Consider the following 22,725-nt stretch of genomic DNA (forward strand, 5'->3'; position numbering starts at 1 on the left):
ACAGGACTTTGTCGACCCGGTCCCGAGCCCCGGGTATGTACACCGGGAAGACGGAGCAACCGTGCTGTCTCTGCGACAACCCGGACACCGCGACCCGCATCGACCTCCCGCCGCGGGCCGTCCCCGAGATGAAGCATTCGGGTCCCATCGCGTGGCGTGACATCGTCGGCGAGGTCTCCATCCACTTCTGTGCCGACGACTGGGAGCTGGTGCGCGACCTCGTCCTGGACATGGGGATGAGCCCGCTCGGGCGGTGCAACGTCGCCCGTGCCTCGTTCGACCTCCGCGAGGACTTCGAGGCGCTGTTGAACGACATCCGGGACGAGCCCGACCACGGCCCCGTCGAGCAGCGCATGCTCGAGGAGAGCGAGGCCGTCCTCGACGACGAGGATGCGACCGACCGGGCGCGCGTCGAGGCCCGGCTCGTCCGGTGGACGCTCGCCGACCGCCTACCCAGTTAGGGAGAACGGGCATCCTGTCTGGGGTAGTTCCTGCGCACATGACACTCCTCGACATCGTCGACCGGGTGCGTCAGCGCGAGAAGACGCTGACGCTCTTCAACCTGCCACCCGGGTCCTCGCTGGACACCCGGCTCGCGTCGTTCTTCGCCGACCAGAACGTCCGCGTCGAGGTCGACGACACCTCGGCTGAGGCACCGTGCTTCGCCACGCTGACCGACCCCGACACCCTCTACGCGGCGGTCGACGCGAGCGACCTGCTCGACCTGCTGGACGGCCCGGCGGCCGGCCCGGACGACCTCGGCATCGACGATTCGGCCCACGCCGCCCTCCTCGCGCCGCTCAAGGAGACGACGTTCACCAGCTACGACCACGAGAACCTGATGCAGGTCACCCGCGAGATCGAGGACCGCGCGTTCCGCGTCGGCGAGGGGACGCTCTCGGCGGGCTTCCAGCAGCTCTCGAACTTCGACCACCAGACCGACGTCTACCGACGCCTCGCGACGACCGACCTCGACCTGCACGTCTTCGGCGAGCCCGACGGCCACGAGGACGTCGAGGGCGTGACGGCCCACGGCCTCGACACCGAGGAGATCCGCAAGACGTGGTTCGTGGTGTTCGACGGCGGCGGCCGCGACGAACTGAAGAGCGCCCTGCTGGCGGTCGACCGCGGCAACGGCACGTTCTTCGGCACGTGGTCGTACGACCCGGCGCTCGTCGACGAGGTGTCCGAGTACCTCCTCGCCCACACCGACCACGTCACGCCCTGACTTCTCGGCTCGACAGGACGACGGTACGGCCGGCGAACCCACAGACGGGAGTGTATACAATCTGCGAACATACCAGAATAAAGAGGGGTGGGCGCGGCATTTATCAACCATAGCCTCCATGGGTCGCATGTGGCAGAAAACGACGGTGAAGGGGCTGGAAGCTCATCGGACGGCCTCGAGGTGCTCGTCGTCGACGACGAGTCACGACTGGCGGACCTCTTCGCGGCGTGGCTCACGAGCGAGTACAACGTCGAAGCGGCGTACGACGGAGAGTCCGCACTCGAACTGATGGAAGAGTCGGTGGAGATCGTCCTGCTGGACCGCCGGATGCCCGGCCTCTCCGGCGACGAGGTGCTCGAACGTATCCGCGAGGAGGGCTACGACTGTCGCGTCGTGATGGTCACGGCCGTCGACCCGGACTTCGACATCATCGAGATGGGCTTCGACGACTACCTCGTCAAGCCCGTCTCGAAGGACGAACTGCTCGAAGTCGTCGAGAACGTCACCTCCCGGTCGGACTACGAGAGCGACATCCAGGAGTACTACTCGCTCGTCTCGAAGAAGTCGCTGCTCGAATCCGAGAAGTCCGAGCGCGAACTCGAGGACAACGAGGAGTACGCCGAACTCTGCGCCCGCGTCGACGAACTCCGCGACAGGGTCGACGACGCGGTCTCCGGAATGCATGACCACGACGACTTCGTCGGGGCGTTTCAGGACCTTCCGGGCGGCAGTTAGGCCGGTTTCACGTCCGAGAACTCGAACCGAGCTCCCCCCTCCGCACTCTCGACCACCGTGGTCGTCCAGCCGTGAGCGCTCGCTACTTCTCGCACCACCCACAGCCCGATACCGAGGCCCTCCTCCGACGTCGTGAACGCCGAGTCGAACGCGTTTTCCCGTATCTCCGCGGGCATCCCCTCGCCGTCGTCGGCGACGTAGAAGCCCGCCGGTCGGGTGATGTCCGGTTCCTCCGGTTGCTCCCCCTCGGGGAACTCGAACCCGCCGGTGCCGTCGATGGCCAGGTCGTCGCCTGCAACCGAGCCATCGCCACCGGTCGGTGACAGCAGGCCCACCTCGATGGCGACGGTCCTGCCGCCGTGTTCGACCGCGTTCCGGAACAGGTTCTCGAGCGCGCGCAGGAGCCGCGACCGGTCGACCGCGATGCGCATGGAGTCGGTGACCGCGAGCGTCGCCTCCTTCGTGTCGACGTTCGACCACGCCTCGCGGACGATGTCCTCGAGGTCGGTCGGCTCGGTCTCGGTGACGGTCTGTCCCTGCCGGGCGATGGCGAGCACGTCGGCGATGATGTCTTCCATGCGTGCGAGGCCGTCCTCGACGTGGCCGATGTACTCCGCGACCGACTCGTCGGTCTGCTCTTCGACCAGGTCGAGGTAGCCCTGTGAGACCCCGAGGGGGTTGCGCAGGTCGTGACTGACGATGCTGGCGAAGGCGTCGAGGCGTTCGTTCTGGCGCTGGAGTTCCTGCTCGCGCTTCTTCCGTTCCGTGATGTCCCGGATGGCGCCGACGCTGCCGCGGAACTCGCCGTCCTCGAAGGGCAGGAGTGCGACCTGCACCTCGCCGGGGTAGGTCCGGCCGTCCTTGGTCTGGACGGTGACCTCCTGGGTCTCGCCCTCCATGCGGCGGTCACGGACCATCCGGCGGATGCTCTCCGCCCCGGCCTCGACGGACTCGTCGTCGAGGATGATGGAGATGTGCTCGCCGAGCAGGCCCTCCCGCGAGTAGCCCGTCATCGACAGCATCGCGTCGTTGACCGTCATGAAGTGCCCGTCGGAGTCGAGCACGTACATCCCGTCGCCGACGGTCTCGACGAGCCGCTCGTACCGCCTGAGGACGCGCTCTTGCTGGTCGATGCGGCCGCGGATGGCGATGGTGTCGAGGACGTGCGAGACGCTGCTCGCGATCTCGCGGACGGCGCTCACCTCCATCTCGTCGAACCCGTCGGAGTCGTTCGAGTAGACGCCGAGGATGCCGTACAGTTCGTCCTCGTACGCGAGCGGGGCGATGGCGACCGCGTTGCAGTCGCGCTCGGTGGCGGTCGCCCGCCACGGGACCGACGCCTCGTGGCCCGGGATGTCGTTGACGACCTGCAGCTCGCGGCTGCGCAGTGCCCGGTCGATGACCGACTGGCGGCCGGAGCGCCCGACCGGGAAGGTCATGCTGATGGGCCAGTCGCCGGTCTCGCTCGCGGCGACCCACGGGACGACCTGTCGCTCGCCGCGGTCGTACTCGCCGACCCAGGCGAACTGGTACCGACCGCCGAGCGTGAGCTGCTCGCAGACCGCCTCCTCGATGTCCATCGGCGAGGAGGCGTCGACCAGCGACCGCTTCACGTCGCGGACGATGTCCTCGGGGCGACTGCCCCCCGGCGGGGAGCCGTCGCGGGGACTGCGGACCACCGAGTTGGCGACCCAGCCGGCGAAGGCGTCGTCGGAGCCGGCCGTCCCGATCTCGTCGAGGAAGTCGACGACCTCCATGACGGCGACGCCGTCCCCTCGCTGGGTGTGGTACTCGGAGAGGACGAGCAGGGGGAGGTCGGGGTGCCGTTCGCGCGTCGCCTGGAAGATGGCCGGGGAGTCCATCGCGGTCGTGTCGTCGGTGACGATGCAGTCGAGCGAGCCGTCGTCGAGGTGGTCGATGATACCGTCGAAGCCCGCCGCCGTCAGCACGTCGACGTTGGGGTAGGACCACTCCAGCGGGGCTGCGAGACGCTGGCGCAACTCGGCGTCGTTACTGATGACGAGGACGGTGTTCGTTGTGCTCATCGACTGCGGTACACCTCGGCACGGACCGACGACTGTTCAGAGTATCCCCACGCGGACATCGAGAGTGTTGTCGCAGATGTTCGCTGGTTCGGATAAAGACGCTTGTGGTTAGCGGGGTCTGCGCCGGTGAGTCGGCCGCCGTGGTCAGGCCTGGCGGTAGACGAGGTTGCGCTGGATGGCGTTGGCGCCCTCGTAGATGACCGGGATGCGCACGTCGCGGTAGACCCGGGCGATGCGACGCTCGTCGAGGACGGACCGGCCGCCGTGGAGTTGCATGCCCTTCTCGGCGTTGTGGGTCGCCGTCTCGGTCGCCTTCGTCTTGGCCATCGCCGCCCAGTAGCCCGCGTTCTGGCCGGACTCGACCTTCTCGCAGGCCCGCCAGGTGAGCGACCGCGCGGACTCGAACTCGATGAGCATGTCGGCGAGGTCGTGCTGGACCGACTGGAAGTCGCTGACCTTGCGCCCGAACTCCTCGCGGTCGTGGACGAAGTCCCACGCCTCCTCGATGGCGGCCGCGGCGAGGCCGAGGCCGTGGCCGGCGACGACGACCCGACCGTGGTTGAAGAACTCGGCGAGCATCATGAAGCCGTTGCCCTCGTAGCCGATGAGGTTCTCCTCGGGGATGCGGCAGTCGTCGAAGGTGATGTGGGCCTGCTTGGACGCCCGGAAGCCCATCTTCTCGGGGATGTGCTCGGCCTCGTACCCGTCGGTGTCGGTCGGGACGATGAACATCGAGTGGTTCCCGTAGCGGTTGTCCGGGTTGTCACCGGTCCGGGCGTAGACGGTCACCCAGTCGGCCTCGACGCCGTTGCCGATCCAGTACTTCTCGCCGTTGAGGACGTACTCGTCGCCCTCTTTCTCGGCGGTGGTCTGCATGCCGGCGAGGTCGCTCCCCGTCTCGGGTTCGGAGACCGCGAGCCCCGAGAGCTGTTCGCCCTCCGCGACCGGTCGGATGTACTGCTCTTTCTGCTCCTCGTTGCCGTACTCGTAGGTTATCTCGCAGCCGAAGCTCGCCAGCTGGAGCGTGAGCGCGATGCCGGCGTCGGCGCGGTAGAACTCCTCGGTGATGGCGAGGATCTGCGGGAGCGAGAGGCCGCGGCCGCCGTACTCCTCGGGGATGTCCTGGGCGACCAGCCCCGCCTCCTGCCCGGCCTCGAGGATGTCGGTCGGGTACTCGCCCGACTGGAAGTACTCCTGGGCGTTGGGTTCGATGTGCTCGGCCGCGAACTCGCGGGCTTCCTGCTTGATGTCGAGCGCGTCCTCGGGGACGATGGAGTCGTCGAGAAGGTCCATGGTCCGGCTTCGACCCGTGGGCCCATATACCGTTTGGCGAGGTGAACGACTGGCCGCTTTCGTCAGCCTGTGGGCCCCCTCAGAGGCCCCGCCGGGTCCGGCGCACCTGGTAGGCCGTCCCGTCGAAGACGAACCGCCGGCGCCGGGCCCGTTCGAGGCCGACGGCGCCGAGGGCGCGCTGGACGACCCGGGGCGACGTCTGGAGGTACACCGCCGAGAGCGAGTCGTCCGCGCGCAGGTACGTGAGCGTGTTCCGCAGCCCGTCGAGTTGCATGACCTGCTCCAGGATGAGCGTCTCGTCGGGACGGTCGCCGGTGTCTCCGACGCGTGTACACTCGAGGAGCGGGTCGTCGGGGCGACGGCGCCGGGACAGCACGAGGTACGTCTCGCCGTCGCGGTCGGTGTCCTCGACGTGGTTCGTGGGGGTGAGGTCGGCGTCGCCGCCGGCGAGAGACAGCAGCGCCGCGAGGCAGGTGGACCCCCTCTCGCGCTCGACCTTCCCGAATCGGACGGCGTAGGTCCCCGGTCGTAGCCCCGGCAGCCCCAGTGTCCCCGACCCCGTCCCGAGGACGCCGGCATCGGCACCGAGCGCGAGGGTCCGGGTCGCGGGCCACCCCGGCGTGAGGGGGTCGTACTGCCGTGTGACGCCGGCGGGCGGCCTGATGGGCACCCAGCGCTCGTCCTGCCGCCGGTACAGCTGGAGCCGCGTCGGCCTGACCGTGCCCTCGCCGTAGCGCTGCAGCGTCACGTCGACCGTCTCCGGCAGCTCGATGCGCTCCTGGGCCGGCGCGAGGAACGCCTCGGCCCCGGCCTCGCGAGCCTGGTGGAACCACGCGGCCGAACAGTCCGGCAGGGACGGGACGAGGCCGCCGGGGAAGGGGTTCGCGTCGCCGGCGAAGACCGACTCGCGTGCCTGGGCTTGCTCCGGGTTCCACACGGAGATGCCGAACGAGAGGTTCGGGACGGCCGACTCGAAGCGGTAGACGCCCGGCTGGAGGCAGGTGTCGCTCCCGGGGTCGGTCAGGACCAGATACTCGCGCCCGACCGTCTGGTCGCTCTCGATGGTCACCTCGATACCGTCCACGTCGGTCGGTATCGCGTCCGTCGCCAGCCAGCAGCCGTCCTCGGGGTCGGCGGGGCGGACCGACGCGAAGCGCTCGTCGCGCAGGGGGACGAGTACCAGTTGCGGGCGCTCGACCATCGTGTCGGCGTCGCTCAGGTCGTCCCCGGGCCGACGGCCGACCAGCCCGTCGAAGGGCACCAGCCCCGGGAACTGGAACTCGCCCCCGCTCGGGAAGGTGTTCGTCACGCCGACCCAGAGCCGCGGCGGGGTCCCCGTCGAGCCGTCGCCGGTGAACCCGACGGTCGCGGAGAGACCGTCCTGCCCGTCGGTGACGTCGCCGACGGCCAGCCGCCGTGGCGGTCCCTCGACGAGCGAGAAGGCCGTCTGCGACGGCTCCGTCGGTGGTGACGCGGAGACCTGCGGCTCCCGCTCGGTCGCCGTCGTCTCGACGCGGAACGGCTCCCGGGTCTGGCGGTCAACCACCTCCCCCAGTCCGTTGCACCCCGCGAGCGCGGACAGCGACCCGGTGAGCCCGGCGAGGAGCGCGCGTCGCTTCACGGTTCGTCCCTACTTCGGGCCGGCGAGACTACTGTCTTCGGGAGGCGGGTATCCACGATGCGGGGGCGCTACAGGGGCCGAGAACTCACTTGTCCGCCGGCACCTGCGCCCGGTACGTGGCCCCGTCGAAGGTGAAGGTGACCGGCCCGCGCCGGGTGTGCTCCCCGGACCCGGTGTCCGGCGCCGACGCCGGGCCGAGCACCTCTGCCACCGCCCCGGTGGTCGTGGTCAGCCGGACCCGCGAGAGACGCTGATCGGCGTGGAGGAACGCCAGCGTGTCCCGGAGCGCCTGGCGCTGGAACACCTGTTCGAGGAGGAAGGTGGTCTCCGGTGCTGCGGCCGGCGCCCGGCCGACCGCGATGGTCGCCCGGTCCTCGTCGGGTTGCGGCGCGCTGCTGGTCGGACCCGCCTCGACCGACAGCACGCCTCCGTCCCGGCTGGTCCGGGTCACGAAGTCGGAGGGGGTGAGCGACACCGGGTCGCCGGTGACCTGCACCATGGCAGTCACACAGCGCGTCGTCTCCACGTCGCGGTAGGCCCCGAACAGCACGGCGTACCGGCCCGAGCGAAGCCCGGGCAGCGTCTCCCGGGAGTCGACGAACGCCGGTTCGACCCCGAGCCGGAGGGTCCGGCGGGCGGTCTGGCCCGGGAACAGCGCGGTCGGTCGCGGCTCGCGACTCGGCGGGAGCAACGCGACCCACTCACCGTCGACCAGTCTGAACACCTGCACCGCGGTCGGGACGACGCGCTGGTCGCTCAGGTCGTGCAGGGTCACCCGGAGCGTGACGGGGGTCTCGACCGCCTCGCTGGTCGGTTCGAGGTAGACCTCGCGCTCGCCCTCGTGGAACCAGTGCGTCGCACAGGCCGGCAGGTCCGGGACCGCCGTGCCCCTGAACCGCGACTCCGGCGGCGGGTCCGGTTTCCACACCGAGACGGTGAACGTTCCCCCGTATCGGTCCTCGCGGAAGCGGTAGACGCCGGGGACCAGGCAGTCGCCCGTGGCCGGCGAGACGAGGTCGTACGCCCGGCCCACGCGCTCACCGGGGTAGAGTTCGACGTGCTCCTCATCGGCCGGCGGGGAGAACTCGTCGGCGACCCGCCAGCACGTCTCGTTGTCGGCGGCCCAGTCGGTCTCGAAGCGGTCGCCGTCAGCTGGCAGGAGCAGGAGCCGGGGCGGTCCGGACGCGATGCCCGACGCGGTGGCGGTCGGGCCGTTCGTCCGGGCCTCGTAGCTCCCGACGAGGTCGCCGACCGGGGCCGAGCCATCGAACCGGAACTCGGCCGGAATCGGGCCACGGTTCGCCACCTCGACCCAGAGCCGGGCCGGGTGCTCGGGCGTCGCGTCGGCCGCGAACCCGACGCGAAGGGCGAGGTGGTCCTCGGCGGTCCCCACGTCGGCGACCGCGAACTGGATGGCCGTCTCGCCGAGTTCGGAGACCGCCCGGGGACGGAGACGGTCGGGTCGGGACGAATCGAGGACGCCGGGCTCGCCCGTGGTCGCGGTCGTCGTGGTCGCCACGGAGAAGGGCCGCCGCGTCTGGGTCTCCGCGACCCCGCCCCCGAACCCGTTACAGCCAGCCAGCGCTGTCAGGGCGCCGGTGACGCTGCCGAGCAGGGTCCGTCGTCGCACGGTCGGTACGAGCATCGGGGCGCGACACAATCGTTCTTCGGGTGGTGCTCACGCCCGGCGCACGAACTCGTAGGTGACGCCGTCGTAGGCGACCGCGAGAGACTGCGCGGACTCCCCGAGCACCTGCGCGACCGCCCCGGTCGTCGTGGTGAGCCGGACCCTGTCGAGGGGCTCGTCGCTGGCCGTCTGCTTCTCGTGGATGAACGCCAGCGTGTCCCGGAGCGCCTGGCGCTGGAACACCTGTTCGAGGACGAGGGTTGTCTGCGGGTCACGCCCGGGCGCCCGGGAGAGTTCGACCGTCTCGCGGTCCGCCTCCGGAATCGAGTCGCGCCCCGGCGGGGCCGCCTCGACGACGAGGGTGCCGGACTCGGTTCCCCTGGCTGGCGGCCCGACGAACGGTGAGGGCGAGAGCGACACGGGCGACCCGGCCGTCACGTCCAGCAGGGCCGCGAGGCAGGTCACCGTCTCCAGGTCGCGGGACGCCCCGAAGGAGACGGCGTAGCGGCCGGACCGCAGCCCCGGCAGTGCGGTCCGGTCGACGATGGCCCGCGGGTCGCCGCCGACCCGGAGCGTCCGCGTCTCGGTCTGGCCGGGGAACAGCGCGGTCGGTGGGTCGGACCGCGGTGGCGGCAGCAACGGCACCCACCCGCCGTCGACCAGTCTGAACACGCGGGTCGCCGTCGGGACGACGCGCTGGTCGCCCAGGTCGTACAGCGTGTACCGGATCGGGACGGGCGTCGTGGCTGCCTCGGCGGACGGTTCGAGGAACACCTCGCCGTCGGTCTCGTGGAACCACCGCGTCGCACAGCCCGGGAGTTCGGGGACCGTCACGTCGCCGAACCGCGAGGGCGGGGGCTGGTGTGGGTCCCAGACCGAGACGACGAACGTCGCGTCGACCGAGTCGTCGCGGAACCGGTAGACGCCGGGCACCAGACACTCGGCGTCCTTCGGGGTCACGATGTCGTACACCCGGTCCGTGGTTTCGCCGGGGGCCAGCTCGACCGACTCCGTGACCTCGGGCGGGTCGAAGGCCGAGGGGAAGCGCCAGCACTGCGCGCTCGCCCAGGACCACGCCACGTCGAACCGCCGGTCGTTCGTCGGCACGAGCAGCAACCGTGGGCCGTCGCTTCCGGCTTCGTCGCCGTTCCCGCCGCCACCGGCGGGTGCGGCCGGGCCGGTCGTCGGTGCCTCGTACGTCCCGACGTGGGCCCCGAAGGGCGCGACGCCGTCGAACTCGACCGTGGTCGCCGTCTCACCGACGTTGGTGGCGGTCACCCGCACCCGGGGTGGGTTGGCCGGCGTCCCGTCCGCGACGAAGCCGACGCTGTAGCCGAGACTGTCGGCCGCAGCCTCGACGCCCGCGACCGCCAGCTGGACCGGCGCGTCGCCGAGAGTCGAGACCGCCCGGGTTCGGAGGCTGTCGACCTCGTCTTCCGTCTCGGCAGACCCGTCGGGTGTCGTCGGCACCGAGAACGGCTCGCGGGTGCCGGTCCTGCCTCGTGCGTCCTCGCCGAGACCGTTACAGCCGGCGAGGGCGCTGAGGCTCCCGGTGATGCCCGCGAGCAGGGTCCGTCGTCGCACGATAGTCGTGCATGGGGTCGCGAGACGATTGTTCTTCGGGTCGTGTTCACGTGTCGCGTGCCAGTTGGTACCCGACTCCGTCGTAGGTGAAGCGCACGCCGGACTCGTCACCGGTGACCCCGAACCGGTCGAGCCACCGGGCGGTCCGGCCCACACGCTCTGCCGACGTGGTGAGGACGACCCGGGCGAGCGTTTCGTCGTGCAGGAACCCGAGGGTGTCGCGGAGGGCGGGTACCTGCAGCACCTGCTCCCGGAGGAGGTGACCGGTCGGAGGGCCGTCCGCCTCGTCGAGGCGCGAGACGACGAGCCCGTCGCCCGACTCGTCGTGGTGGGCCACGCGCAGTTCCTTCCCCTCGCGGCCGACCCGCTTCGCGCCCGGGGTCGGGGCCAGCGGGGCCGGGTCGCCGACGAGTTCGACCAGTGCGGCCTCCGAGGCCAGCCGGGTCGAGGTGCCGCGTGGGTCGACCTCGACGCGACCGTGCTCGACGGCGTAGCGGCCCGGGCCGAGGCCACCGGCCGCGAAGGTCGCGGCGCCGTCGAGGTCGCCCACGTCGGGGGCCGTCGTCCCGTTCGTCAACCGCCCCCGGATGGTGTGGGACTCGCCGGGGCGGACCCTGACGGTCTCCTCGGGGAGGCGGCGCGGCGCGACGTAGTGCCAGTGCCCGTCGTGGAGTTTGAACAGCCGCCAGCCCGCCTCGCGGATGGTGAACGCCGCGTTCGCGTAGCTGACGAACGTCAACGAGAGGCGACCGTCAGAGAGCTGGAGTCGCTCGGCGCTCGGCTTCATGTAGATGGCGGCGTCTGGCTGGTTCCGGTGGTACCAGTCCGTGACGGACACGTCGGGCAGGTCGGGGACCTCCTCGCCGACGAACCGGGACTGGCCGACCCTGTTCTCCCGCGGGTCGAACACCGAGAGGGTGAAGCCGCCGAACTCGTCCCCGGCGAACCGGTACTGGCCGGTCGGCAGGCAGGCGTCCTGGTCCGCGGGCGTGACGAGTGCGTACTCGCGGCCCAGGGTGTCGCCGGGGCCGAGCTGTTCGCTGGCGGCCTGCTGGGCGGTCGGCGGCTCGTAGGTGGGGCTGGCGCGCCAGCAGTCCCCGGCGCGTTCGACGAAGCGCGTCGGCTCCCCGTCGGGGACCGGCCGGAGCGCGATGCGCGCCCCGGTCTCCGGGTCGACGCCCCGGAGCGAACTCACCGGTGGCTCCTCGCCCACGCGCAGGCCGCGCGAGGAGGAGCCCTCGTTGGTGAGGCCGACCCAGAGACGGATGGGCGAGGCGATGGTCGCGGCACTGGTGAAGCCGACGGTCACCGCGAGCCGGTCGTCGGTCTGGGGTTCGAGCGCGACCAGCAACCGGAGCGAGCCGATGCCCTTGTGGGTGACCGGCTGGGCGCGGGCGAGGTCGCCCGGGTCGAGGGTCGCCCGGTCGGCTGGCAGGTCGGTGGTCCGGGTCCGGCGCGCCACGTCGAAGGGCTCCCTCGTCGGGCGGTCGAGGGCGTCGAGGCCGTTACAGCCGGCCAGCAGACTCGTCGTGAGGGTACCGAGAAGTGCGCGCCGGCGCATACGGTTGCTGTGGACGGGTGCGACAAGTAGCTTTCAGTAGCTGCAATCGGGCCGAGCGTGGGGGGAAGACGAAGGGAGGGCGCCTCAGTCGTCGTCGCCTTCGGGCGCGGCCTCCTCGGGCGCCTTGCCCTCGACGAGGTCCCTCTCGTCACCGTACTGCTCGCGCAGCACCTTCTTGTTGAACTTCCCGGTCGCGGTCTTCGGGACCTCCTCGATGTACACCACGTCGTCCGGGACCCACCACTTCGGGTACTCGGACTGGATGGACTCGAGCAGGTCCTGCTGCAGCGCCTCGGTGTCCGCGCCCTCCGAGGGGACGACGAACGCGACGGGGCGCTCCTGCCAGCGTTCGTGGGGGATGCCGATGACGGTCGCCTCGGCCACATCGTCGTTGGCCATCAGCGCGTTCTCCAGTTCGACGCTGGAGATCCACTCGCCGCCGGACTTGATGACGTCCTTGGCGCGGTCGACGATCTGGATGTAGCCCTCCTCGTCGACGGTGACCACGTCGCCGGTCTTCAGCCACGTGCCGTCGGGGTCCTCGACGAAGTCCTCCTCGTTCGCCTCGGGGCGCTCGAAGTACTCGGTCGTCACCCACGGCCCGCGGACCCAGAGCTCGCCGAAGTCCTCGCCGTTGTGCGGGACCTCCTCGCCGTTCTCGTCGATGACCTGCATCTCCAGGCCGGGTACCAGGAGGCCCTGCTTGGCCTGCTTCTCGTACTTCTTCTCGGCGGGCCAGTCCTCCATCTCGGGCTTGAGGTGGGCGACGGTGCCGATGGGGGCCATCTCGGTCATGCCCCACGCGTGGACGACCTCCACGTCGTACTGCTGGTCGAACGTCTTGATGACGGACTTCGGCGCGGCCGACCCCCCGATGATGATGCGTTCGAGCGAGGAGAGGTCGACCTCGTTGTCTTTCGCGTACTCCAGCAGGCCGAGCCAGACCGTCGGGACACCCGCCGTGAGCGTGACCTCCTCCTCCTCGATGAGCTGGGCGAGGTCTGCCGGGTCCGGCGACGGCCCCGGGTAGACGTGTTTCGCGCCCGCCGCCGTGGTCGAGAACGGCATGCCCCACGCGTTGACGTGGAACATCGGGACGACCGGCATGACGACCTCGTCGGCGTCGATGCCGATGCCGGAGTCCGGCAGGGTCGCCATCGTGTGCGCCCACAGCATCTGCTGGGTGTACTCGACGCCCTTCGGGTCGCCCGTCGTCCCGGAGGTGTAGCACATCCCGGCCGGGGCGTCCTCGTCGACCTGCGGCCAGTCGTAGTCGGTCGGCTGGTCCTCGATGAACGACTCGTAGTCCACCACGGGGTCGAGCGAGGTGTCTGGTACCTCGCTGCCCATCACGACGAACTGCTTCACCCCGTCGAAGGCGTCGGACTGTGCGGGTTCCTCCAGTTTGGGGAGGAGCGACTGGTCGACGAACAGGACGCGGTCGTCGGCGTTCTCGACGATGTACTCGATGTGGTGGTCCGGCAGGAGCGGGTTGATGGTGTGCAGTTGCGCCCCCATGTTCGGGATGCCGAAGTACGTCTCGAAGTGCCGGTGGTGGTTCCAACAGAAGGTGCCGACGCGCTCGCCCTCCTCGACCCCGAGGTCGTCCAGCGCCCCCGCCAGCTGGGCGACGCGGTCGGCGTACTCGTCGTAGTCGTAGCGGACGATGCCCTCGTGGGTCCGCGAGACGACCTCCCGGTCGGAGAACAGTTTCTCGGCACGCCACAGGAACGGTCGGAGCGTCTGGGCTGTTGCGCCAGGCATACCGGCCTGTTCGGAGGGAATCATAATGATATTTGCTCACAGGCAACATCCCCCGGTTGCTCGGCCCGCGAGGACCCGGCCGGACGAAGGTATTTTATCCCGTGGTGACAAGAACTCGAAAATAGATGGTTTCCGAGGGTGGGAACGACCCGCGAGACGCGCCGACATGCGAGGACTGTGGCGCGTCGGTCGGCCGCGACGACAACTTCTGTACGACCTGTGGGGCTGCACTCGCCGGGGGGAGTCGTGCCCAGCCGACCGACGACTGGGCCTGGGGCCTCGACGGCGACGGAGCCGGGGCCGGCCCCGAGTTCGGGTCGGCGACCTGGGACGACGAGGGTGGAGACGCGGACCCGGTGGGAGAGTGGGAGGATTCGACCGCCGGAGAGCCGGCCGGCGACCCACAGCCGGAGGGGTCCACCACCACCCCGCCACGACCGCCGGATTCCGAGGACAGCGCCGAGACTCCTGACGCGGCAGCCAGCACGGCGAGTTCGCCCCGCGACGACGACCTCGCGAAGTGGCAGAAACGCTGCCCGGACTGCGGCGCCGTCCTCGTCTCGCAGGCCGTCAAGTGCACGAACTGCGGTGCGACACAGCCCGACGCAGCGTCGGGGACGCCGGACACCGGCCGGGAATCAACCTCGACGACCCGCGACTGGCCCCACGCCGACGCCCGTCCCGACGAGTCGTTGGGCACCGGTTCCGGGCCCGGTGAGTCCCGGCACGTCACCGACGCGGGCAAGGGCGAGGTCCAGTACGAGCGCGAGCGGGCCCGGGACCGGAACAGGGGACAGACCCGGGCCGACCAGCCCGCACCCGAACCGCGGGACGCCCCCCGCGAACACGAGGCGTCGGCGTACCCGGACCGGGGCCGGCGCGACCGCGGGAGCCGACCCCGGCGACCGCCGGACCGGTCCGAGCACTGGATCGAGGACATCGGTCGAGAGCCGCCGGCCGAGGGCTGGGGCGGGAAGCTCGCGGGGGCGGGCAAACCCGGCCAGAAGCAGCGGTCTGTCCAGCGCGGCGAGCGCCCCTTCGAGCCCGAGCCCCCGAGCGAGAACTGGTGGCTCGGCGTGTTGCTCCCGGCCAGCCTGACCCTCCTCGGGCTGTTCGTCGGCCTCTCCCAGCAGCCCGACCTGCTGGCGCAGGGCTACCTGCCGTGGACCGGCGACGCCTTCGGCGTCTTCGAGGTCGCCGCGGCCCTCACCCCGACGCTGGCCCCCTTCGCGCTCTACTTCGACCGGAAGTTCCTGCGCCAGACCACGGGCTGGCTCCCCTCGAAGGCGTTCTTCCTCGTGGCGGTCCCGTACCTGAACCTGCTCGTGACCGCCATCTACCTCTGGAAGCGCGACCGGTACGTCGACACGCTCTGAGTCGGCTGTCCGGTCGTTCCCCGTCCGTCTGGCCGGTCCCCGAACTGTTACGTCCCACGACCGCACAGGTCCCGCCATGTACCTCGCAGACCAGACCTGGCCGGACCTCGGTGAGTACGTCGCCGAAGAGTCCGTCGCCGTGGTCCCGCTCGGTTCGACCGAACAGCACGGCCCGCACCTCCCGCTGAGCACCGACCACACGATAGCCGAGGGGCTCGCCCGCGAGGCTGCCGACCGAACCGGCTTCCTCTGTACGCCCACCATCGACATCGGCGTCAGCACCCACCACCTGCAGTTCCACGGGACGATGTCGGTCGACCCGCCCCAGTTCCGCGACTACGTCGAGAGCTTCTCGCGCAACCTCACCCGCCACGGCATCGACCGCATCGTCTACGTCAACGCCCACGGCGGCAACATGCAGCACCTGCGCGAGGTCGGCCGTCGGCTCCGGGAGGACCGCGACGCCTACGCGGTCGAGTGGATGTGGGACGAGTCCATCCCGGACCTCGTGGACGACCTGTTCGAGCACAACGGCCCCCACGGCGGGCCGAAGGAGACCGCGATGATGCTCCACCTCGACCCGGAGCACGTGAAGGCGGACAAACTGGCGGAGGCGCGCGACGGCGGGCGGGTCCACCTCGAAGACGGCGACCCGACCATCCACGGCGCCCGGAACTACTACGACGCCATCGACAACTCCCCGAACGGGGTGTTCGGCGACCAGACCGACGCCACCGCCGAGAAGGGCGAGGAACTGTTCGAGGCCGCCACCGAGCAACTGGTCGCGCTGCTCGAGTGGCTCGACGAGAAGCCCTTCGACGACCTGATGGCGAAACCCCACGTCGACCCGCAACCCGGCAGCCGTCGGGAGTGACACCGGCAAATTCCACCACCCTTTCGAAACGAATATTCGTGCGTTGACGAATGACGAGGTATGGACGAACGAGTGCGTGAACACGCACGGATTCTCGTCGAGAAGTGCACCGACATCCAGCAGGGCGACTGCGTCGCCATCAACGCGCCGGCCGAGGCCGAGGACCTCGCCGTCGCCATCGCGGAGCGCCTCGGCGAGAAGGGCGCCCACCCGACGACCAACGTCAGCCTCCCGGCCGTCCAGCGTGCCTACATGCTCGCGGCCGACGAGGACGACTTCGAGACGCCCGCCCACATCCAGGCGATGGCGGAGAACACGGACGCCTTCATCTCGGTCAAGGGCTCCCAGAACATGTTCGAGACGAGCGACGTGCCCCCGGCGAAGAACCAGGCCCGCGCGAAGCACATGAAGCCCATCCAGGAGGCCTACATGGACTCGAAGTGGGTCGTCACGCAGTACCCCTGCGCCGGCGACGCCCAGAAGGCCGAGATGAGTACTCCGGCGTACGAGGACTTCGTCTGGGGCGCCATCAACAAGGACTGGGACGAACAGCACGAGTTCCAGGAGAACATGGTCGAGATCCTCGACGACGCCTCGGAGGTCCGCATCGTCTCCGGCGAGACCACCGACGTCACGATGTCCGTCGCGGGCAACCACGCCATCAACGACACCGCCGAGAACAACATGCCCGGCGGCGAGGTGTTCACCGCTCCCGTCCCCGACAGCGTCGAGGGCGAGGTGCTGTTCGACAAGCCGCTGATGGCCCAGGGCCGCGAGGTCACCGGTGTCTGGCTCAAGTTCGAGGAGGGCGAGGTCGTCGAGCACTCCGCCGAGAAGAACGAGGAGGTCCTGACCGCCCAGCTGAACACCGACGAGGGTTCGAAGCGCCTCGGCGAACTGGGCATCGGGATGAACCGCGACATCGACCGGTTCACCTACAACATGCTGTTCGACGAGAAGATGGGCGACACCGTCCACATGGCCATCGGACGCGCCTACGAGGAGAACGTCGGCGAGGACAACGAGCAGAACCAGTCCGTCGTCCACACCGACATGATCGTGGACATGAGCGAGGACTCGTTCATCGAGGTCGACGGGGAAGTCGTACAGCGCAACGGGACGTTCAGGTTCGAAGACGGGTTCGAGGGGTAGGGAGGTTCTGAGCGGAGCGAAGAACCTCGGGAGCGAGCGGCGGAGCCGCGAGCAGTAGGGAGACGCGACCGCAGGGAGCGTCTCCAAGTCCGAACGGGGAGCGGAACAAGAACCTCGAATTCTGGACGAGAACCCTCTATTCGAAACCCCGGACCAGCGACTGTCTCGGGTCGGACTGCTTCGGTCCAACTCGTTTCGCCCACCCCAACGTGACACGCGAACAGAACTGATTCTTCAGTTCTCGGACTGCCAACCGTGACAGCACAGGAGCAGCGCGACCTCGAGTGACCGGACGAATACACAACCAGTATCTGTCACTTCGTCGATTCGGGCACACGTTTTTGTGGTCTCCAATCCGAACAATAGTGAAGAGTCCTTCGGCCGAATCCGGCTCGGCTACCGGCGTCTATTGTGAGAACCAGTACCGTCATTCGACTGTCCTAGTGCTCCACACCGATTCGTTCGGCAACATATAAAATTTCAGAAACTTATACGGTGGCGCAGGTGTAGTGCGTACTCGATGGGAGCACTATCACGACTGCTGCCGGGGCGACTCAGGAGCAGCTACGCCGCGAAGTTCTTCGTGGCGCTGTTGCTGGTCACGGTGGTCTCGGGGTCCATCGCCGCGTACGTGTACGTCAACGCGGGCGATGCGCTACAGGAGGAGACGGAGGAGGAGCTGACGACGACCGCGGCGTTACAGAGCAGCCAGCTCGACGAGTGGTTCGGGTCGATGACCAGCAAGACGCGGTCGGTCGGGGCGACCGTCGCGACGGTGAGCAACCGCGACGACGCCTACGGCCGCATCCAGGACGAGTTGCGCGGGACCATCCAGCGTAACCCGCACGTCACCGCGGCGTTCCTCGTCGAGGAGGACGACGGTGACGTCATCCTGAAGCAGGGTGGCCGCCGCGCGATGCAGAACGAGTCGACGCTCAAACAGCCCGTCACGAGTCGGGTCACGCAGTTGACGGGGGACGACTCACAGGAGATCGAGATCTCGGACGCCTTCCTCTTCGACGAGGGCAGCCAGGGTGCGGGTGGGGCTCCGCACGTCCTCTTCGTCACGGAGGTCCAGGGCAAGGAGAACCAGGCCGTCGTGCTGGTCGCGAACATGCAGACGCTCGGGCAGGACATGCTCCAGAACCCCGAGGGTGGGCAGACGGTCGTCACGAACGACCAGCAGGAGGTTGTGATGTCCACCGAGGAGGGGACGGCCCTCCTCGGGGTTGACGGGATGAGCCTGCCGGGCGAGGAGAAGGGCTTCGCGTCCAGTATGGAGGACGGGAACACGTCGATGGCCGTGAGTTACGCGGCCGCGAACGAGATGCCGTGGACGGTGTCGGCGCGCGTCCCGACCAGCGAGGCGTACGCCCTCCAGCAGGCCATCTCGAACCAGATGCTCGTGCTGGTCGGGGTCGTCGTCGCCAGCATGGGCCTCATCGGGCTGACGCTGGGGCGCAACACCATCCTCTCGGTCCGGATGCTGTCGAACTCGGCACGCGAGCTCCAGTCGGGGAACCTGGACGCCGACGTGCCGACCGACCGCGCCGACGAGATCGGAGACCTCGGACGGGCGTTCGATGAGATGCGCGCGTCGCTGAAGACCCGTATCGAGGAGGTCGAGGTGGCCCGGAACGAGGCCGAGCAGGCCCGCCGCGAGTCCGAGCGTCTGAGCAACCACCTGGAACGCAAGGCCGACGAGTACCAGGAGACGATGGCGAGCGTGGCCGAGGGTGACCTCACGCAGCGCCTGGACCCGCAGAGCGAGTCCCGCGCGATGCACGCGGTCGCCGCCTCGTGCAACGAGATGCTGGACGAGTTCGAGACGGCCGTCGGCGAGACGAAGGCGTTCGCCGCGGAGGTCCGGGCCGCCAGCGAGACCGCGGCCGACTCCGCGACCGAGGTGCGGGCCGCCAGCGAACAGGTGACCGAGTCCGTCCAGGAGATCTCGGTGGGGGCGGACCGCCAGCACGACAACCTCGCCTCGGTCAACAGCGAGATGGAGAGCCTCTCGACCACGACCGAGGAGATCGCCGCGACGACCAACGACGTGGCCGACGTGGCCGAGCGCACCGCACAGGCCGGCCGGGCCGGGCAGGATGCCGCCCAGGCCGCCATCGCGGGGATGGCCGAGATACAGGACGAATCCGAGGCGGCGGTCGACGCGATGGACACCCTCGAAGCGGAGATGGCCGAGATCGACGAACTGGTCGAGTTCATCTCCGACGTGGCCAAGCAGACGAACATGCTCGCGCTGAACGCCAACATCGAGGCGTCGCGCGGGAGCGGCGGTGGCGACGGCGACGGCTTCGCCGTGGTCGCGAAGCAGGTCAAGGAACTCGCGACCGACACGAAGGAGGCGGCCGAGGACGTCGAGGAGCGCCTCGAACGCATCCGGGCCGAGACCGACCGGACCGCGACCGAGGTCCGCCGGACGAAGCAGAAGGTCGCCGCGAATGCCGACAGCGTCCGCGAGGCTGCGGCGGCGCTCGAACAGATCGCCGAGAACGCCGACCGGACGAACGACGGGGTACAGGAGATCTCCGCGGCGAGCCAGCAGCAGGCCGCCTCGACCGAGGAGGTCGTCGCGATGGTGGAGGAGGCGACCGCCATCTCCCAGCAGACCAGTGCCGAGGCCGAGACGGTGGCCGCGGCCGCCGAGGAGCAGACCGCGAACCTGACGGACGTCTCCTCGCGCGTCGAACAGCTCGCCTCGCGGGCCCGCGCACTCTCCGAGACGGTCGACACCTTCGAGGTCGCCGAGTCCGAGAAAGCGGTCGACACGGACGTCGCCGAGCTCGAGGTCGTCGAGGCGACCGGCGGGACGGGACAGCAGGCACAGGACGGGGCGGAACCGACCAGCGACGACGAGGGCGGCGACGAGTGGGCGGACCGCTTCCAGCCGGCCGACTTCGAGTAGGCACGGTCCCTGGACTCACCTTCTCGAACCTCTTTCCTGGCGTCGTCAGCCCAGGTAGTAACTCACAGCGATGCCCTCCCCGACCGGCAGGACCACCGTCTCGAAGTCGTCGTCGTTCCTGACGGCATGGAGGTAGTCGTAGATGCCCTGGGTGTGCTCGTTGACGTCGTCCGGGTCGGACTCCTCGTCCGCGACCATCTCGAGCAGTTTGTCGAACTCGATGGGGCCGGCGGTCATCGCGTTGTCCGCGACGACGACGGCGCCGGGGGCGAGCTTCGGTCGCACGGCCTCGAACGCCTCCCGGTAGCGGTGTTTCTGGTGGTCGACGAGCACGCAGTCGAAGGGGCCGTCGTAGCGCTCGATGGCGTCGAGGGCGTCGCCGTGTTCGTAACTGGCGAGGTGGTCGACGCCCCCGCGGGTGAGGAACTCGCGGGCCTGGTCGAGTTCGTCCGCGTCGAACTCGGTTAGCACGACCTGCCCGTCGTCCGGGAGTGCCTGCGCCCACCAGTACGCCGAGTAGCCGAAGCCGGAGCCGAACTCGAAGACCCGCCTGGCGTCGACCATCCGGGCGAGCATCCGGAGCAGGCCGCCGACCTCCGGGCCGACGTGGGGGAACCCCTCCGCCTCGGCGTAGTAGTCCATCTCACGGGCGAGGTCGTCCGGTTCCGGGGCGGTGGCGGCGACGAATCGGGCGATGTCGTCCGACGGGATGTCCATGCCGGGTGGTGGTCGCGCGGGCCACCTAAGCGTTTCCTGCGGACGACTCAGAGGGCGGGCCGGTCGATCGCGAAACCGTCGACGGGCAGGTCGGTCTCGCCGTGGAGCGCGAGGTCGGCCAGCGCCTCGCCGATGGCACTCGAGAACTTGAAGCCGTGCCCCGAGAAACCGGCGGCGACGACCACATCGGGCCGGTCCGGCAGCGTGTCGACCACGAAGTCCATGTCGGGCGTGTTCGTGAACATGCACGTCGAGAGCCCCATCGTCGGCCCGTCGGCGGCCGGGAAGTGCTCGGTCAGGACCGCCCGGAGTGCCTGCTCGTCCCGGCGGGTCGGGGCTGCCACGTCGTCGGGGTCGACGTCCTCGTGCAGATGGCGATAGACGCCGACCTTCATCCCGGGGCGGTCGTACCGCGGGAAGCCGTAGTACTCCGCGCCGTCGTCGGATTCGGTGACGAAGACGGGGAAGGTCTCGGGCGTGAAGTCCGCGGGCTCGGGCGGCTGGAACCAGCCCAGCACCTGTCGCTCGGGGACCGCGGTCCCGTCCAACTCCGGCAGGAGGTCGCCCGCCCATGCGCCGGCGGCGAGCACGAGCGAGTCGGCCGCGTACTCCCCGCGGTCGGTCTCGACCCGGACGCCGTCCTCCCCGGCGCTCCAGTCGGTGACCTGCTCGCGGGCGTGAACCGTCCCTCCTTCCGACTGGGCGCGCTCGACGTGGGCGATGACGGATTGCTCACAGTCGAGGAACCCCCCGTCGGGCTGGTAGAGCGCGTCGTAGTCGTCGGGGACGCCGTAGCCCGGGAATCGCTGGTTCAGTTCCGCGCCGGTCATGGAGTCGTAGGGGAGGTCGTGTTCCTCGCAGGCCTGCCGGGCGTTCGCCACGAGGTCGCCGTCGGCCGGGGCGGCACAGACCGACCCCGTGACGTGGAGCAGGTCCCGACCCGTCTCGGCCTCGAGCTCCCGCCAGTTCTCGTAGGCGCGCTCGACCAGGGGAACGTAGTCGGGGTGCTCGTGGTACGCCTTCCGGATGATGCGGGTCGAGCCGTGCGAGGAGCCCTTCGCGTGTGGCACGTCGAAGCGTTCGATGCCCAGCACGTCGACGCCGCGCGAGGCGAGGTGGGCACAGGCCGCGCTCCCCATCCCGCCGACGCCGACGACGATGACGTCGTACTGTTCGGTCATTGGCGATGCTGTCGGGAGGCTGGCGCAAAAGGGTGCCGGCGTGTCGGGCCGGTCGTCGGCGCTGCCCTACCGGAACCGCCCGACGGGATAGCCGACCTTCTCGGGTTCGGCCTGGAAGCGCTGGACGATCTCGTCGTAGAGTTCGTTCCGGGTCGACTGCATCCGCTTGGGGTGGACGAGGTAGCGCACGCGGAGCACGACCCACGTCTGCTCCATCCGGACGTTCACCGTCGGGCGGTCGCTGACCTCCAGTTCGACCGGCGTGTCGTCGAGTTTGCGCCGGTAGCGCTGGGTCCGGGCGGCCATCTCGTCGCCGAGGTACTCGTCGGTGACCTCGCGCATCGTCTCCTTCACGAAGTCGAGGTCGGTCTCGTAGGAGACCTGCACCTCCAGTTCGTTCCAGACGAACGGGAAGTCGTCGATGGCGTAGTTGAACACCTGTGCGGAGAGCACCTTGCTGTTCGGCACGGTGACCACCCGGCCGGAGGGCTGGTGGGTGCTCACGAGGTCACCCTGGACCTCCCACAGCGTCGTGACGAGGAAGTCCACGTCGATGACGTCGCCCCGGGCGTCGTCGATGCGGATGCGGTCGCCGACCTGGTACGGCCGCACCGCCATGATGTACACCCAGCCCAGCAGCGAGGAGAGGGGCTGCTGGAGCGCGAAGGTGACCGCGAAGCCGACGATACCGAGCGAGAACAGCACGCCGACCCACTGGCCGGTGAAGACGCCGGCGACGGCGATGGCGGCCGCGACGATGAACGAGAGTCGGACGACGTTTCGCACGTCGTGGCGGCGGCGCTTGTCGCGGACGATGCGCGAGAGGCCGAGGCTCGCGAGCAGGTAGAGGCCGTAGGCCGCCCCGGCGATGGTGATCGAGAGCAGTCCCTTCTCCACCCACGGGATGAGTTTCGTGTCCGGCGTCCCCGGCAGCGCCGGCCAGACGGCGTCGACGAAACTGAAGCCGAGGAAGGCGACGAAGGCGATGGCGAGGACGAGGTACCCGAGACGACGTTTCACGGGGAGGCAATCGACAGCCCCTCA

At 69.5% G+C, this 22,725-nt stretch carries 17 protein-coding genes; 7 read left to right on the top strand and 10 right to left on the bottom strand.

Going from position 1 to position 22,725, the window contains the following annotated elements; translation table 11 throughout:
• Positions 1-35 precede the first annotated feature (35 nt).
• From NOV86_RS22805 to NOV86_RS22815, 3 genes are all read left to right on the top strand, one after another.
• The gene (locus NOV86_RS22805; protein ID WP_267644175.1) at positions 36-461 is read left to right on the top strand and encodes a DUF7960 family protein; all 426 of its coding nucleotides are present in this window, start codon (positions 36-38) and stop codon (positions 459-461) included.
• Positions 462-499: 38 nt separating this feature from the next.
• Complete coding sequence (locus NOV86_RS22810) at positions 500-1,228, top strand: DICT sensory domain-containing protein (protein WP_267644176.1); 729 nt, start codon at positions 500-502, stop codon at positions 1,226-1,228.
• Between the two features lie 129 nt (positions 1,229-1,357).
• Positions 1,358-1,963, top strand: a complete 606-nt coding sequence (locus tag NOV86_RS22815; protein ID WP_267644177.1) for a HalX domain-containing protein — start codon at positions 1,358-1,360, stop codon at positions 1,961-1,963.
• On the opposite strand, the gene NOV86_RS22820 is transcribed toward NOV86_RS22815, so the two are convergent.
• The 7 genes from NOV86_RS22820 to NOV86_RS22850 form a co-directional block, all read right to left on the bottom strand.
• Positions 1,960-4,008: a hybrid sensor histidine kinase/response regulator gene (locus NOV86_RS22820; RefSeq protein WP_267644178.1), complete on the bottom strand. Its 2,049-nt coding sequence runs from the start codon at positions 4,006-4,008 to the stop codon at positions 1,960-1,962. The genes NOV86_RS22815 and NOV86_RS22820 overlap by 4 nt on opposite strands.
• Before the next feature lie 144 nt (positions 4,009-4,152).
• Positions 4,153-5,301 (bottom strand): acyl-CoA dehydrogenase family protein, encoded by a 1,149-nt coding sequence (locus tag NOV86_RS22825; RefSeq protein ID WP_267644179.1) that lies wholly within the window; start codon positions 5,299-5,301, stop codon positions 4,153-4,155.
• A gap of 79 nt (positions 5,302-5,380) precedes the next feature.
• Positions 5,381-6,922, bottom strand: a complete 1,542-nt coding sequence (locus NOV86_RS22830) for a hypothetical protein (protein WP_267644180.1) — start codon at positions 6,920-6,922, stop codon at positions 5,381-5,383.
• Between the two features lie 85 nt (positions 6,923-7,007).
• A complete protein-coding gene (locus NOV86_RS22835; RefSeq protein WP_267644181.1) occupies positions 7,008-8,552 on the bottom strand; it encodes a hypothetical protein in 1,545 nt (514 codons plus the stop codon).
• A 48-nt stretch (positions 8,553-8,600) separates the two neighbouring features.
• Positions 8,601-10,133, bottom strand: a complete 1,533-nt coding sequence (locus NOV86_RS22840) for a hypothetical protein (protein WP_267644182.1) — start codon at positions 10,131-10,133, stop codon at positions 8,601-8,603.
• Positions 10,134-10,179: 46 nt separating this feature from the next.
• The gene (locus NOV86_RS22845; protein ID WP_267644183.1) at positions 10,180-11,694 is read right to left on the bottom strand and encodes a hypothetical protein; all 1,515 of its coding nucleotides are present in this window, start codon (positions 11,692-11,694) and stop codon (positions 10,180-10,182) included.
• Between the two features lie 84 nt (positions 11,695-11,778).
• Positions 11,779-13,458: a long-chain fatty acid--CoA ligase gene (locus tag NOV86_RS22850; protein WP_267644184.1), complete on the bottom strand. Its 1,680-nt coding sequence runs from the start codon at positions 13,456-13,458 to the stop codon at positions 11,779-11,781.
• Positions 13,459-13,583: 125 nt separating this feature from the next.
• Between NOV86_RS22850 and NOV86_RS22855 the strand changes: the two genes are divergently transcribed.
• The 4 genes from NOV86_RS22855 to NOV86_RS22870 all read left to right on the top strand — a co-directional run bounded on the left by NOV86_RS22855 (position 13,584) and on the right by NOV86_RS22870 (position 19,783).
• The gene (locus tag NOV86_RS22855; protein WP_267644185.1) at positions 13,584-14,834 is read left to right on the top strand and encodes a zinc ribbon domain-containing protein; all 1,251 of its coding nucleotides are present in this window, start codon (positions 13,584-13,586) and stop codon (positions 14,832-14,834) included.
• Positions 14,835-14,910: 76 nt separating this feature from the next.
• Positions 14,911-15,708 carry a creatininase family protein gene (locus NOV86_RS22860; protein ID WP_267644186.1) on the top strand — a complete coding sequence of 266 codons (798 nt, stop codon included), beginning with the start codon at positions 14,911-14,913 and terminating at the stop codon, positions 15,706-15,708.
• A 60-nt stretch (positions 15,709-15,768) separates the two neighbouring features.
• Complete coding sequence (locus tag NOV86_RS22865; protein WP_267644187.1) at positions 15,769-16,860, top strand: aminopeptidase; 1,092 nt, start codon at positions 15,769-15,771, stop codon at positions 16,858-16,860.
• 520 nt (positions 16,861-17,380) lie between these two features.
• On the top strand, positions 17,381-19,783 hold the full coding sequence (locus tag NOV86_RS22870) for a methyl-accepting chemotaxis protein (RefSeq protein WP_267644188.1): 2,403 nt from the start codon (positions 17,381-17,383) through the stop codon (positions 19,781-19,783).
• A gap of 45 nt (positions 19,784-19,828) precedes the next feature.
• On the opposite strand, the gene NOV86_RS22875 is transcribed toward NOV86_RS22870, so the two are convergent.
• The 3 genes from NOV86_RS22875 to NOV86_RS22885 all read right to left on the bottom strand — a co-directional run bounded on the left by NOV86_RS22875 (position 19,829) and on the right by NOV86_RS22885 (position 22,701).
• A complete protein-coding gene (locus NOV86_RS22875) occupies positions 19,829-20,500 on the bottom strand; it encodes an O-methyltransferase (RefSeq protein WP_267644189.1) in 672 nt (223 codons plus the stop codon).
• Positions 20,501-20,547: 47 nt separating this feature from the next.
• Positions 20,548-21,681, bottom strand: coding sequence for an N-methyl-L-tryptophan oxidase (solA, locus tag NOV86_RS22880; RefSeq protein ID WP_267644190.1), 1,134 nt, complete (start codon positions 21,679-21,681; stop codon positions 20,548-20,550).
• A 66-nt stretch (positions 21,682-21,747) separates the two neighbouring features.
• On the bottom strand, positions 21,748-22,701 hold the full coding sequence (locus NOV86_RS22885) for a mechanosensitive ion channel family protein (RefSeq protein WP_267644191.1): 954 nt from the start codon (positions 22,699-22,701) through the stop codon (positions 21,748-21,750).
• Positions 22,702-22,725 lie beyond the last annotated feature (24 nt).

Origin of the sequence: Haloarchaeobius amylolyticus (genome assembly GCF_026616195.1) — an archaeon.
Classification (GTDB): Archaea; Halobacteriota; Halobacteria; order Halobacteriales; family Natrialbaceae; genus Haloarchaeobius; species Haloarchaeobius amylolyticus.